The 12,946-nt window shown below is 69.9% G+C and carries 12 protein-coding genes; 3 read left to right on the top strand and 9 right to left on the bottom strand.

From position 1 onward, the window contains the following. Positions 1–31 precede the first annotated feature (31 nt). Positions 32–1,630 carry a murein biosynthesis integral membrane protein MurJ gene (murJ, locus tag KHC27_RS12085; RefSeq protein ID WP_213339371.1) on the bottom strand — a complete coding sequence of 533 codons (1,599 nt, stop codon included), beginning with the start codon at positions 1,628–1,630 and terminating at the stop codon, positions 32–34. Positions 1,631–1,788: 158 nt separating this feature from the next. Here murJ and KHC27_RS12080 point away from each other — a divergent pair, with 158 nt between their 5' ends. Next, complete coding sequence (locus KHC27_RS12080) at positions 1,789–2,790, top strand: adenosine kinase (protein ID WP_213339369.1); 1,002 nt, start codon at positions 1,789–1,791, stop codon at positions 2,788–2,790. A gap of 39 nt (positions 2,791–2,829) precedes the next feature. Here KHC27_RS12080 and KHC27_RS12075 read toward each other — a convergent pair whose 3' ends face one another. Together KHC27_RS12075 and KHC27_RS12070 are read right to left on the bottom strand one after the other, a co-directional pair. After that, a complete protein-coding gene (locus KHC27_RS12075) occupies positions 2,830–3,378 on the bottom strand; it encodes an ActR/PrrA/RegA family redox response regulator transcription factor (protein WP_213339367.1) in 549 nt (182 codons plus the stop codon). 148 nt (positions 3,379–3,526) lie between these two features. After that, positions 3,527–4,954 (bottom strand): ActS/PrrB/RegB family redox-sensitive histidine kinase, encoded by a 1,428-nt coding sequence (locus KHC27_RS12070; protein WP_213339366.1) that lies wholly within the window; start codon positions 4,952–4,954, stop codon positions 3,527–3,529. Between the two features lie 190 nt (positions 4,955–5,144). On the opposite strand from KHC27_RS12070, the gene KHC27_RS12065 reads away from it, so the two are divergent. Further along, positions 5,145–5,927: a putative nucleotide-diphospho-sugar transferase gene (locus KHC27_RS12065; protein WP_213339365.1), complete on the top strand. Its 783-nt coding sequence runs from the start codon at positions 5,145–5,147 to the stop codon at positions 5,925–5,927. A gap of 151 nt (positions 5,928–6,078) precedes the next feature. Next, a complete protein-coding gene (locus tag KHC27_RS12060) occupies positions 6,079–7,422 on the top strand; it encodes a polyhydroxyalkanoate depolymerase (RefSeq protein ID WP_213339364.1) in 1,344 nt (447 codons plus the stop codon). Between the two features lie 138 nt (positions 7,423–7,560). On the opposite strand, the gene phoB is transcribed toward KHC27_RS12060, so the two are convergent. The 6 genes from phoB to pstS form a co-directional block, all read right to left on the bottom strand. Then, positions 7,561–8,262 (bottom strand): phosphate regulon transcriptional regulator PhoB, encoded by a 702-nt coding sequence (gene phoB / locus KHC27_RS12055; protein WP_213339363.1) that lies wholly within the window; start codon positions 8,260–8,262, stop codon positions 7,561–7,563. 59 nt (positions 8,263–8,321) lie between these two features. After that, positions 8,322–9,035 (bottom strand): phosphate signaling complex protein PhoU, encoded by a 714-nt coding sequence (gene phoU, locus KHC27_RS12050; protein WP_213339362.1) that lies wholly within the window; start codon positions 9,033–9,035, stop codon positions 8,322–8,324. Between the two features lie 25 nt (positions 9,036–9,060). After that, the gene (gene pstB / locus KHC27_RS12045) at positions 9,061–9,882 is read right to left on the bottom strand and encodes a phosphate ABC transporter ATP-binding protein PstB (protein ID WP_213339361.1); all 822 of its coding nucleotides are present in this window, start codon (positions 9,880–9,882) and stop codon (positions 9,061–9,063) included. A 7-nt stretch (positions 9,883–9,889) separates the two neighbouring features. Continuing rightward, positions 9,890–10,723 carry a phosphate ABC transporter permease PstA gene (pstA, locus tag KHC27_RS12040; protein WP_213339357.1) on the bottom strand — a complete coding sequence of 278 codons (834 nt, stop codon included), beginning with the start codon at positions 10,721–10,723 and terminating at the stop codon, positions 9,890–9,892. A 16-nt stretch (positions 10,724–10,739) separates the two neighbouring features. After that, on the bottom strand, positions 10,740–11,711 hold the full coding sequence (gene pstC, locus KHC27_RS12035) for a phosphate ABC transporter permease subunit PstC (protein WP_213339356.1): 972 nt from the start codon (positions 11,709–11,711) through the stop codon (positions 10,740–10,742). Between the two features lie 128 nt (positions 11,712–11,839). Next, a complete protein-coding gene (gene pstS / locus KHC27_RS12030) occupies positions 11,840–12,880 on the bottom strand; it encodes a phosphate ABC transporter substrate-binding protein PstS (protein WP_213339355.1) in 1,041 nt (346 codons plus the stop codon). Positions 12,881–12,946 lie beyond the last annotated feature (66 nt).

Here is a 12,946-nt window from a genome sequence, read left to right as displayed (position 1 = left end):
CCTGCCCGCGGTGAGACGGCGCCACACCCTCTCAGGCGGTGGCGGATTTGGAGCGGAGCGCGGCCTTGAGCGCCCGCAGGTCGAGCCCGCCCGCCAGATGCGCCACCCCGACATAAAGCGCCACCGCGACGAGGATGAGCAGGCCGAGCGTGCCGAAGCCCGCCAGTCCGCCCTCCGCAAGCGGGGCGGCCAGCAGCCGGTCGCCTCCCGCTACGCAGGCCCCCATCGCCGCCGCCGCCAGGGCGAGGCGTGGCACGCGGCGCCGGGCCTCGGTGTCGAGCGCCAGCGCGCGCCGCCGGCGCAGGCCGACAGCGAGCCCGGCCAGCCCGACAAGGCTGGAGGCGAGCAGGCCGAGCGCGGGTCCCGCCAGCCCGAGTGGCCCGGCCAGCGCGAAGCCGGCCAGGGCGCCGACCAGCAGGGCGGCAAGGCTCGCCCCCATCACCAGTCGGCTGTGACCCTGGGCGAAGGCGACCGCCGCGAGGATCTTCTCCAGCGCCTGGAACGGCAGGGTGAGCGCGAGCAATTCCAGCGCCAGGGACGTGGTCGTGACCGCTTCGGCGTCGAAGGCGCCGTGCCGGAACAGGGCCACGACGATCGGTTCGGCCAGCAGTGCCAGCCCGATCGCCGCCGGCAGCGAGAGGGCGAGCGCGGCTTCCGCTCCCCGCATCGCGGCTCCCGCGGCTCCCGCCGCTCCCTGCGCCAGCACCGGCAGCAGTACCGCGCCCGCCACGGCGGCGATGACGCCGAGCGGCAGCTCCACCAGCCGGGACGCGTAGAACAAGGCCGAAACCCCGCCCAGAACGCCGGAGGCCGCGGCCCCGGCGATGATGAAGCGCAGCGCCGGCAGCGCCGCGGCCAGCAGCGAGGGTCCCGCCCCGAGCAGGGTCGGCAGGGCGGCGGCCGCCGCCCGCACGAGGGACGGAAGCCCGGAGGGGGCGAGCAGCGCGAGGTCGGGAGCGAACCGGCAGCCGAGCGTGGCGGTCATCTGCAGCGCGAGCTGCGCCGCCGCCCCCGCCACCGTGGCCGCGGCCAGCCAGCCGAGCGCCGCCGTCGCCGCCGCGCCGCTGTCGTCGGCGCCGTGGCCGGTGCCGATGAAGGCGAGGCCGAGCACGGCCAGCACCGCGATGTTGCCGATCAGCGGCGAGAGCGAGGGCAGGCTCATCCGTCCCGAGGCATTGGCGATGGCCGCCAGCACCCCCGCCACCGCCGCCATCGGCAGGCAGAGAACGGTGAGCCGGCCGACCCAGACCGCCCCGTCGAAGCGCGGCTCGCCCGGCGCAAAGCCAGGCGCCAGCAGCCGCACGAGCTGGGGCATGGCGAGCAGCAGCAGCCCCGCGACCACGAGGCCGGCGAGGAACTGGACCGCCGCCGCGCCGAAGGCGAGCCGCCGCGCCGCGGCCGTGCCGTCCTCACGTTCGGCCCGCAGCAGCGCCGGCACCACCGCGCCGTTGAGCGCGCCTTCGCCGAGCAGCCGGCGGGCGAGCTGCGGCACTGCGAGCCCGGCTACCGCCGCATCCGCCACCGCGCCGGCGCCGAACAGCGCGGCGACCGCGGCGTCGCGGGCAAAGCCGAGGATGCGGGAGCCCAGCACCATGACGGCGACGGCAGAGGCGTGGCGGAGCAGGCTCATGGACATCCGGTGCGAGGCCTTCGCCTCGATCCATAGACGAGGCGGCCGGCGCGGGAAAGCCGGTTGCGCCGCCGCGTTGCCGCTCTCCTCGCCATCTGCTAGGCCGGACGCCGTCCCGCCGGCCTCCGCCGGCCCGCCTGTGTCAGAAGGCTTCCCCCGTGACCGCCACCCGTCTCGACGTCCTCGGCTTCGGCAACGCCATCGTTGATGTGATCGCCCGCGCCGAGGAGGACTTCCTTCTCGCCCATGGCATGCGCAAGGGGGGGATGGCGCTGGTCGACGAGGCCCGCGCCATCGAGATCTACCGCGCCATGGGGCCGGGCATCGAGATTTCCGGCGGTTCGGCGGCGAACACCACGGTGGGCGTGGCCGCGCTCGGCGGGCGCGCCGGCTTCGTCGGCAAGGTGCGCGAGGACGAGCTGGGCGCCATCTTCGGCCACGACATCCGCGCCGCCGGTGCGAGCTTCGAGACACCCGCCGCCGCGGACGGCCCGGAGACCGCGCGCTGCCTCATCGTGGTGACGCCGGATGGCGAGCGCACCATGAACACCTTCCTCGGCGCGGCGCAGGACCTCTCCCCCGCCGATGTCGACGAGGCGACCGTGGCGGCTGCGGCCGTCACCTATCTCGAAGGCTATCTGTGGGATCCGCCGGCTGCCAAGCAGGCCTTCCTCAAGGCCGCCGCCATCGCGCACGGCGCGGGGCGCGAGGTGGCGCTCACCCTGTCGGATGCGTTCTGTGTCGACCGCTTCCGCGCCGAGTTCCTCGACCTCGTGCGGTCCGGCACGGTGGATCTGCTGTTCGCCAACGAGACCGAGCTGAAGGCGCTCTATGAGACCGCTGATTTCGACGACGCTCTGGTCCAGCTCCGCCGCGACGCCCGCCGCGCGGTGGTCACGCGCAGCGAGAAGGGCGCGCTCGCCATTGCCGGCGAGCACACCGCCGAGGTCGGGGCCGAGCCGGTCGAGCGGGTGGTGGACACCACCGGCGCGGGCGACCTCTTCGCCGCCGGCTATCTCTATGGCCATGCCCGCGGCTTCGACCCCGCGGTGTCGCTGCGCCTCGGTGCGGTGTGCGCCGCCGAGATCATCTCCCATCTCGGCGCCCGCCCCGAGACCGATCTCAGGGCGCTGGCGGCCAAGGCCGGGCTGTCGCTCTGAACCGGCCGGTCTGGCCCCGGCCCAAAAGGCTCTGGGCCGTCAGCGCGGCGCGCGCTTGGCCAGAATGCGCTGGAGCGTGCGGCGGTGCATGGAAAGGCGCCGCGCCGTCTCCGAGACGTTGCGGCCGCACAGTTCATAGACCCGCTGGATGTGTTCCCACCGCACCCGGTCGGCGGACATCGGGTTTTCCGGCAGCTGCGGCTTGTAATCGGCCTGCGCGTTCAGCGCGGCACAGATGTCGTCGGCATCGGCCGGCTTGGCGAGGTAGTCCACCGCCCCCATCTTCACCGCATTCACCGCGGTGGCGATGTTGCCATAGCCGGTGAGGACGATGCCGCGCGCCTCGGGGCGGCGGCGCTTCAGGGCCGAGATGACGTCAAGGCCGTTGCCGTCGCCCAGCCGCATATCCACCACGGCATAGGCCGGGGCCACGCCTTCCACCCGCGCGAGCCCGTCGGCGACCGATTCCGCGGTGGTGACGTTGAAGCCGCGCGATTCCATGGCGCGGGCGAGCCGCTGCAGGAAGGGGCGGTCGTCATCGACGATCAGCAGCGAGCGGTCGGGCAGGTCGGCGGTCGTATCCAGCATGGCGTTTTCCTCGGTGTCGCGCTTGATGTCGCTGCGACCTTCTGTCTTGCGACTAAGGTACACGCTCGATCCCCGCACACACAATGAAGTTCGCCTGAATTCTCGCACGGTCGCCGCCGAAAGCCGGATTTTCCGGCCTGCGGAGCCCTCAGGAAGACCTGCCGTCCCGCGCCGTCCCCGCCGAACCGGGGCTGCGGGCCCAGCCGGCGGGCGCGCGCCCGGCCGCCTCGCCGTCCTTGCCGGCGATGTCGATGAGGTGGCGCGGCCAGCGGATCGTCACCTGCGCGCCATGGGCGGGCGTCGCGCGGTTGAGGAAGGCGAGTTCCGCGCCGCTGCGCTCCAGCAGCGTCTTGGCGATGAACACGCCGAGGCCCAGCCCGTCATTCTGCCCCTCGGCGTCCTCGTCGGCGCCCGCCTTGCGCCAGCGCTGGCGGCCGCGGCTGGTGATGTAGGGAGCGCCGATGCTGTCGAGCAGTTCCGGCGGGAAGCCGGGGCCGTCGTCGGTGACGGTGAGGGTGACGAAGCGCTCGCTCCAGGAGGCGACGATCTCGACCCGGTTGCCGGCGAAGTTCACCGCGTTCTCGACGATGTTTCCGAGCCCGTAGAGTAGGCCGGGATTACGGGCGATGACCGGCTCCGGTCCCGGGTTTGGTTGCGACACCGCGATGGCGATGCCGAAATGGCGGTGCGGACCCGCCACCTCCTCGACGATGTGGGAGAGCGGCAGGCGGTCGAACGGGGCCTCGCCGGAGCCGAGGCTGGTCAGCGTGCGCAGGATGGCGCGACAGCGCTCCGCCTGTTCGGTCAGCAGCTTGATGTCGTCCTGCATCGCGCTGCCCGGCGGCAGCGAACGCGCGATCTCCTTCACCACCACGGCGATGGTGGCGAGCGGGGTGCCGAGTTCGTGGGCTGCGGCGGCGGCGAGGCCGTCCAGCGCCGAGAGGTGCTGTTCACGGGCCAGAACCAGCTCGGTCGCGGCCAACGCTTCGGAGAGCTCCCGCGTTTCCTCGGCCACACGCCAGGCATGGACGCCGATGAAGGCGATGGCGATGGCGAGCGCGCACCAGATGCCGACGAGGTAGAGGTTCGGCAGCGCGGGCGGGACCGCCACTCCCGCCTCGCCGGGCGCCCAGGGCAGCGGCATCTGCCACACCCCCACCAGCGCGGCGCAGCCGGCCGCCAGGACGCCCAGCAGCACGGTGGTCCGCGGTGAGAGCGCGGTCGCGGAGATCAGCACCGGGGCGAGGAACAGCAGGGCGAAGGGGTTCGACAGGCCGCCGGTGAGGAACAGCAGCGCGGCGAGCTGGAGGATGTCGTAGGCCAGCAGCCACGCCGCTTCGCCGTCGGTCAGCCGGCGCGCCCCGGGATAGCGCAGCCGCAGCGCCAGATTCAGCCAGGCGGAAAGCGCGACCACCGCCAGGCACGCGCCGATGGGCAGCGAGAAGCCGAGAACGAGCTGCACCACCAGAATGGCGAGGGTCTGTCCCGAGACGGCGAGCCAGCGCAGCCGCACGAGGGTGTCGAGGCGCAGGCCGAAGGAGCGTTCGCCGATCGGGTGGTCGAGCGAGAAGGACATGGCGTCTCCCGTACTGCGAGCCCCGTTGCCCGTCGCCGCGGTGTGGTCGATCGCGCCCGGCGGGCACGAAGACGGCCGGATAGCTGACGTTTAGTCACAAGTGCTCTGGCCGAGACCCTTACCATGTGGAACATGTGCAGCGAAGACGCCGGCGTATCCGCCGGCAGAACGACGCAGCTCGGGAGTGGGGATGACCTTCAGGCTTTTTCTGCTGGCGATGGGCGAATGCGAGGCGATGCTGGAAAACTGCCTCGCCAGTATCCGGCAGGTCGGCATCCCCCTGGGTGACGTCTGCGTCATCCGCGATGCCGCCGCGCCGGAGCCAATCGCCGAGCGATTCCCCGAGGTCCGTTTCATCGTGCCGGAGATGAAGGCGCCTGCCTCGGGAGGGGCGGGCTATGCCGATTACGGCACGGAGTCCTTCAGCGCCATCGGCGATCTCCGCTGGCGCTACGTCGCCGAGGCGCTGGAGCAGGGTCACTGCGCCCTCTATTGCGACATCGACATCGCGTGGCTGCGCAACCCGCTTCCCTATCTCGCCCGGATTCTGGAGGTCTACGACCTCGCCATCCAGACCGAGCCAGTGGCGGTCTTTCCGCCGAATTTCTGCCTCGGCTTCTTCTGCGTCCGCCCATCCGCTGCGGCGCAGGCGCTGATCGCGCGGTTTCGCGAGGTGTTTGCCGAGGCGCGGGCGTCGAATGCCGCCTCTACCCTGCAGGCGCCCTTCACCCAGATGCTGGAGCGCGAGCCGCGCTATCTCTCCGCCATCTTCCCGCTTCCCGAGTCGCTTTTTCCCACCGGGCTGCTGCACCCCCTTCTGCGGGAGGGCGACAGCGGGGCGCCGCAGGTGGTGGGCGTGCGCGAGCCATTCATCTTCCACGCCAACTGGCTCATCGGGCAGGACGACAAAATCCGGCTGCTCGACCATGTCGGCGCCTGGCACCTGCCCGCAGGGCCGCAAACCGCCGGTTGAACGCGGGTGCGGCCGATGCGCACGCCGCCCCGCTTCGCGCAAGCCAGCCCGGCTACAACCAAAAGCCGCGTTGACGCCGCGAGCCCGCGGACTATTTATGTTGCAACGCACAAGAGCCGGCGACCGGGGGGACCGGCAACAGGAGACGACCATGGCCATCGGAGTCTTTGGCGACGCACTGGATCGTGACGACGCCCCTCAGCCGATCGAGGCGGCCTCCACCCTGTCGAAGTCGCTCTACTGGATGTTCGAGTTCGGCCACGCCGCGCTGAACCCCTATCGCGCCATGGCCGATGCCGGCCGGCTCTACTACCGCAACCCCGCCAATCCCATCTCCCATACCGAGATCGGCAAGTCGATCGCGGCGGCCTGCGAGATGTTCGAGCGGTCGATCCGGCGCTACGAGAAGCCGGAATGGCGCATCGACGACGTCAGCGTCGGCGGCGGCCGGGTGCCGGTCCACATTGAGCCGGTGTGGCGCAAGCCGTTCTGCAACCTCTTGCATTTCCAGCGGGATTTTCCGTATCCGCCGCGCCGCCCGCAGCCCCGGCTGCTCATCGTGGCGCCCATGTCCGGCCACCATGCCACCCTGCTGCGCGGCACGGTGCGCACCATGCTGGGCAATCACGATGTGTTCGTCACCGACTGGCTCGACGCCAAGTCGGTTCCCCTGACGGAGGGGCGGTTCGACCTCGACGACTATATCGACTACGTCATCGAGATGATCCGCTTCCTCTCCGCCGACGCGCCGGACGGGGTTCATGTCATGGCGGTGTGCCAGCCGGCGGTGCCGGTGCTGGCGGCGGTGGCGCGGATGGAGGCGGAAGGCGACCCGGCCGCGCCGGCCTCGATGACGCTGATGGGCGGGCCAATCGACACCCGGGAGAGCCCGACCGCGGTCAACGCCATCGCCCTCGATCGCGGGCTGGACTGGTTCCGCCGCAACGTCATCACCACGGTGCCGTGGCCGCATCCCGGCGTCCTGCGCGAGGTTTATCCCGGATTCCTGCAGCTCCACGGCTTCATGGCGATGAATCTCGACCGCCACCTGCAGGCTCATTCCGACATGTTCCGCCACCTCGTGAAGGGGGACGGCGATTCCGCCGAGAAGCACCGCGAGTTCTACGACGAGTATCTCGCGGTGATGGATCTCTCCGCGGAGTTCTATCTCCAGACCATCGAAACCGTGTTCGTGGAGCACGCGCTGCCCCGCGGGGGCATGCGCCATCGTGGCCAACCCGTTGATACCTCGAAGATTCGTCACACCGCCCTGCTCACCATCGAGGGCGAGAACGACGACATCTCCGGGATCGGGCAGACGCGGGCGGCCCATGCCCTGTGCCCCAACATTCCCGAGGCGAAGCGGGTGCACTACATGCAGCCCGATGTCGGGCATTACGGCGTCTTCAACGGCTCGCGCTTCCGGGCCGAGATCGCCCCGCGCATTTCCGACTTCATCCTGTCTAATCCGCGCACCCGCGACGCCGCGGTCTGATCCCGGCGGACCCGCCGCTCCGGCCTCGAAAGGCCGGTGCGGTCGGTGCGGTGAGGTGGACGATGAGTCCGGCCACGGCCCCGCCCGGTGCGGCGGCGTCCGACTCCGGCGCCGGTCGATGCCGGTCCCCGCCGCGCCTCAGTGGGCGCGGGCGAACATCTCGTTGAAGGAGTAGCCCGAGCCGCGGACGGTGCGGATGGGGTCGGGCTGGCGCGGGCGGTTCAGCGCCTTGCGCAGGCGGCCGACATGCACGTCGACGGTGCGCTCGTCGATATAGACGTCCTGGCCCCAGACCCCGTCCAGAAGCTGCTCGCGGGAGAACACCCGGCCGGGCGACTGCATGAGGAATTCCAGCAGCCGGAACTCGGTCGGGCCGAGATGCAGCTCGCGCCCGGCGCGGTAGACCCGCTTGGTCTCGCGGTCGAGCTCGATGTCGCCGGCCCGCAGCAGGGTGGCGATGTGGTCCGGCTTGGCGCGGCGCAGCAGCGCCCGCACCCGGGCGACCAGCTCGGGCACGGAGAACGGCTTCACCACATAGTCGTCGGCGCCGGTGGCGAGGCCGCGCACGCGCTCGCTCTCCTCGCCGCGGGCGGTCAGCATCAGCACCGGCATGCGCTCGGTCTCGGGCCGGGCGCGCAGGCGGCGGCACAGCTCGATGCCGGACAGGCCGGGAAGCATCCAGTCGAGGATGACGAGATCGGGCACGCTCTCGCGCAGCCGGGTCTCGGCCTCGTCGCCGCGCCCGACGCTTTCCACCGAATAGCCCTCGGATTCGAGGTTGTAGCGCAGCAGGAGGGTGAGGGGCTCCTCGTCCTCCACGATCAGAATGTTGGTCGACATGGTCTCAACCTATGGCCACGGAGGGCGGAGGCGGCTCGGCGGTGCGGCGCGCGCCGCGCTCAGGCCGGGAACGCCACCGACGTCAGGCTGCTGGTGTCCTGCTTCGGGCGCTCCTCGCTGAGGACCTGCCCGGAGACGAGGTAGTGGATGGTCTCGGCGATGTTGGTGGCGTGGTCGCCGATCCGCTCGATGTTCTTGGCGCAGAACAGCAGGTGGGTGCACAGCGAGATGTTGCGCGGGTCCTCCATCATGTAGGTGAGGAGCTCGCGGAACAGCGAGGTGTACAGCACGTCGACATCGCCGTCGCGCTTCCACACCGCGATGGCGGATTCGTCGTCGCGGCTGGCATAGGCGTCCAGCACTTCCTTGAGCTGCTCGAGCACGAGGTTCGACATGTGCTCGACGCCGCGCACCAGCTTCTGCGGGTGGAATTCGCCGGTGAGGGCCAGCACCCGCTTGCCGGTGTTCTTGGCGAGGTCGCCGATGCGCTCGAGGTCGTTGGCGACCCGCATGGCGGCGACGATCTCGCGCAGGTCGTTGGCGAGCGGCTGGCGGCGCGCGATGGTGAGGATCGCCTTTTCCTCGATCTCCCGCTGCAGCAGGTCGACCGGGCCGTCCAGCACGATGACGCGCTGGGCCATGTCGACGTCGCGTTTGATGAGAGCCTCGACCGAGTCGGCGACGAGGCGCTCGGCCTGGCCGCCCATCTCGACGACCTTGCGGCCGAGGTCCTTGAGGTCCGCGTCGAAGGACGAGACGATGTGTTCGGTCATGGTGCGATCCTCTGGCGCGGCGGCCTCAGCCGAAGCGGCCGGTGATGTAGTCGCGGGTGCGCGGCTCGCGCGGATTGGTGAAGATATCAGCGGAAACGCCCACCTCGATCAGCTCGCCGAGGTAGAAGAAGGCGGTGATGTCGGCGCAGCGGGCGGCCTGCTGCATGTTGTGGGTCACGATGACGATCGTGAATTCCTGCTTCAGCTCGTCGATCAGGTCCTCGATCTTGGAGGTCGAGATCGGGTCGAGCGCCGAGGTCGGCTCGTCGAGCAGGATGACCTCCGGCCGCACCGCGATGGTGCGGGCGATGCACAGGCGCTGCTGCTGGCCGCCCGACATGCCGAGCGCGGAGGTGTGGAGACGGTCCTTGGTCTCCTCCCAGATGGCGGCCTTGCGCAGGCACCACTCCACCCGCTCGTCCATCTGCGCCTTGGAGAGGCTCTCGTGCAGCTTCACCCCGAAGGCGATGTTGTCGTAGATCGACATCGGGAAGGGCGTCGGCTTCTGGAACACCATGCCGATGCGCGAGCGCACCACGGTGGAGTCCAGCTCCTTGCCGAGCAGGTCGGTGCCGTCGAACAGGATCTTCCCTTCCGCGCGCTGGCCTGGATAGAGCTGGAACATGCGGTTGAACACCCGCAGCAGGGTGGACTTGCCGCAGCCCGACGGCCCGATCATCGCGGTGACGCGCTTCTCGGGAATGTCGAAGTTGATGTTCTTCAGCGCGTGGTTCTCGCCGTAGTAGAAGTTCAGCTTCTCCACCTTCAGCTTGGTGGCGCCGGCGGGAACGGTGGCGCGGTTCACCGCGCTGGCAATGTCGAGGGAGGTGTCGGGTGCGAAATTCATTTCCGGCTCACTTGATCTTCGCCAGGACGACGCGGGAAAGAATGTTGAGGGTCAGCACCCCAACGGTGATGAGAAGGGCACCGGCCCAGGCCAGGGCGACCCAGTCCTCGAAGGGGCTGGCGGCGTATTGATAGATGGCGATGGGCAGGCTGGCCATCGGCCGCGACATGTCGAGCGACCAGCCATTGTTGCCCAGCGAGGTGAACAGCAGCGGCGCGGTCTCGCCGGCGGCGCGGGCCAGCGCCAGCAGGATGCCGGTGACGATGCCGGCCCGGGCGGCGCGCCAGGTCACCAGCGTCACCACCTTCCACTGCGGCGCGCCGAGGGCGAAGGCGGCCTCGCGCAGCCCGATCGGCACCAGGTTCAGCATGTCCTCGGTGGTGCGCACCACCACCGGGATGATGAGGATCGCCAGCGCGATGGAGCCGGCCCAGCCGGAGAAGCCGCCGAGCGGCACCACCAGGAGCTGGTAGACGAACAGGCCGATCAGGATCGAGGGCGCGGAGAGCAGCACGTCGTTGATGAAGCGGACGACGTTGGCCATCTGCGTGCCGCGGCCGTTCTCGGCGAGGAAGGTGCCGCACATCAGGCCGATCGGCGTGCCGACCAGCAGCGCGATCACGATCTGGATCAGGCTGCCGACGATGGCGTTCAGCAGGCCGCCGCCGGCGCCCGGCGGGCCCATGACCCGGGTGAAGACCTGCGGCCCGAGCGCGGGCAGGCCGCGCGACAGCAGGGTCCACAGGATCCAGGCGAGCAGGACGATGGACAGCGCGGCAAAGCCGGTGCTGATCGCCTTGACGGTGTAGTCGGTCGCGCGTCGTCGGGCGAGCGATGCCATGGAAAGGGCCCTCCGATCAGGACTTGAGCTTCGAGCGCACCAGCACGCGGGAGAGCGCCAGGACGATGAAGGAGATGACGAACAGGATGAAGCCGAGCTGCAGCAGCGACTGGAGCTTCAGCGAGCCCATCGACGCTTCCGGGAATTCATTGGCGATGGTGGAGGCGATGGTCGCGCCCGGGGCGAACAGCGAGGCCGACATGCGGGTCGCGTTGCCGATGACGAAGGTGACGGCCATGGTCTCGCCCAGCGCGCGGCCGAGGCCGAGCATCACCGCGCCGACCATGGCGGTGCGGCCATAGGGCACCGAGACGTTGCGGTAGACCTCGTAGGTGGTGGCGCCGACGCCATAGGCGGATTCCTTCAGCATCGGCGGCACCGATTCCAGCACCTCGACGAACATCGCGGTGATGAAGGGCACGATCATGAGCGCGAGGATGAGGCCGGCGGTGAGCATGCCCGCGCCCAGCGGCGGGCCCTGGAACAGCGCGCCGATCACCGGCAGCGGGCCGAGCCATTCGATGAGCGGGGGCTGCACATAGGCCGCGATCAGCGGCACCACGACGAAGAAGCCCCACATGCCGTAGATGATGGAGGGGATGGCCGCCAGAAGCTGCACCGCGACGCCGATCGGCCGGCGCAGCGGGCCGGGGGCGATCTCGGTGAGGAAGAAGGCGATGCCGAAGGAGAGCGGCAGGGCGACGATGACCGCGATCACCGCGCTGAACAGGGTGCCGAACACCATGACGCCGGCGCCGAAGCGCTCGGTGACCGGGTTCCAGGAGGTCGACCACAGGAACTGGATGCCGAATTCGCGCAGGGCGGGAAGCCCGCCCTCGAACAGCATCGCGATGATGAGGCCGAGCAGGATGAGGACGAAGATGCCGCTGGCCCAGAGCAGGCCGACGAAGATCGGGTCGCTGATACGGCCGGTCGGCTTTTGAGCGAGCACCTGGCCGGCCGGCGTGCCGCTGAGCGTGGCGTCCATGACAAACTGATCCTTTGGCGCGGCGCGGCAGGCGCGGACCTGCGGGCGTCAACCATACTACGGGAAGGCCGGGGGTCGAACGGGGCCGGGCGGCGCCGGCTGGCGCCGCCCGACGGGCGTGTCGGGGATCAGTTGGTCCAGACGGCCTTGCCGTCGGCCTTCACTTCGGAAGCCCACGCCTTGCGGACGTCCTGGATCACGGCTTCCGGCAGCGGGATGTAGTGCAGCTTCTCGGCGATCTCGTCGCCTTCCTTGCCGTAGGCCCAGTCGAAGAACTTCATGACCTCGGCCGACTGCGCGCCGCTGGTGGGGTTCTTCGGCAGCAGGATGAAGGTGGCGGAGACGATCGGCCAGGCGTCGGCGCCGGCGGTGTCGATCATCGAGGCGTTGAAGTTCTTGGCGCCCTTCCAGTCGGCGGCGGCGGCCGCGGCGGTGAAGGTGCTCACGTCCGGCTTCACCACCTTGCCGGCCTTGTTCACGAGGTCGGTGGTCGCGAGCTTGTTGGCGGCGGCGTAGACGTATTCGACGTAGCCGATGGCGCCCTTGGTGTTCTTCACGGTGCCGGCAACGCCTTCATTGCCCTTCGCGCCCGCGCCGGTCGGCCACTGGACCGAGGTGGCGGCGCCGACATTGGACTTCCAGTCGGCGCTGGAGGAGGCGAGGTAGGAGGTGAAGACGTAGGAGGTGCCGGAGCTGTCCGAGCGGTAGACCGGGACGATGGCGGCGTCCGGCAGCTTCTTGCCCTTGTTCAGCTCGGCGATCTTGGCGTCGCTCCACTTGGTGATCTTGCCCTGGTAGATGTCGGCGATGACCGGGCCGGACAGGGTGAGGCCCTCGACGCCGTCGACGTTCACGATCGCGACCACCGAGCCGATCACGGTGGGGAACTGCAGCAGGTTGTTGGTGGTCAGCTTGTCGTCGGCCATCGGGGCGTCGGAGGCGCCGAAATCGACGGTGCGGTTGATGATCTGGTTCTGACCGCCGCCCGAGCCGATGGACTGGTAGTTCACGCCGGTGCCGGTCTTCGCCTTGTAGGCGGCGCCCCAGGCCTGATAGGCGGGAGCCGGAAAGGAAGCGCCCGCGCCATTGATGTCGGCAGCGAACACGCCGCCCGAAAACACGCTGCCGGCCACGAGGGCGGCGGCGCCGAGAATATGTGCGATTTTCAAAGGTCTTCTCCTTGGCTCGTGAGTCCGGTTGCGTTCCGGTCGGGGCCGGAGGCGACGGAAAGCGGT

It is taken from the genome of Ancylobacter lacus, assembly GCF_018390635.1.
GTDB lineage: Bacteria > Pseudomonadota > Alphaproteobacteria > Rhizobiales > Xanthobacteraceae > Ancylobacter > Ancylobacter lacus.
This window is presented reverse-complemented; position numbering and strand designations above follow the sequence as displayed.

Excerpts from the sequence above, each read along its gene's own strand:
- phoU (WP_213339362.1), bottom strand. The coding sequence starts at position 9,035 with ATGACCGAACACATCGTCTCGTCCTTCGACGCGGACCTCAAGGACCTC.
- KHC27_RS12060 (WP_213339364.1), top strand. The coding sequence starts at position 6,079 with ATGGCCATCGGAGTCTTTGGCGACGCACTGGATCGTGACGACGCCCCT.
- pstA (WP_213339357.1), bottom strand. The coding sequence starts at position 10,723 with ATGGCATCGCTCGCCCGACGACGCGCGACCGACTACACCGTCAAGGCG.
- pstC (WP_213339356.1), bottom strand. The coding sequence starts at position 11,711 with ATGGACGCCACGCTCAGCGGCACGCCGGCCGGCCAGGTGCTCGCTCAA.
- pstB (WP_213339361.1), bottom strand. The coding sequence starts at position 9,882 with ATGAATTTCGCACCCGACACCTCCCTCGACATTGCCAGCGCGGTGAAC.
- KHC27_RS12065 (WP_213339365.1), top strand. The coding sequence starts at position 5,145 with ATGACCTTCAGGCTTTTTCTGCTGGCGATGGGCGAATGCGAGGCGATG.
- murJ (WP_213339371.1), bottom strand. The coding sequence starts at position 1,630 with ATGAGCCTGCTCCGCCACGCCTCTGCCGTCGCCGTCATGGTGCTGGGC.
- phoB (WP_213339363.1), bottom strand. The coding sequence starts at position 8,262 with ATGTCGACCAACATTCTGATCGTGGAGGACGAGGAGCCCCTCACCCTC.
- KHC27_RS12070 (WP_213339366.1), bottom strand. The coding sequence starts at position 4,954 with ATGTCCTTCTCGCTCGACCACCCGATCGGCGAACGCTCCTTCGGCCTG.
- KHC27_RS12075 (WP_213339367.1), bottom strand. The coding sequence starts at position 3,378 with ATGCTGGATACGACCGCCGACCTGCCCGACCGCTCGCTGCTGATCGTC.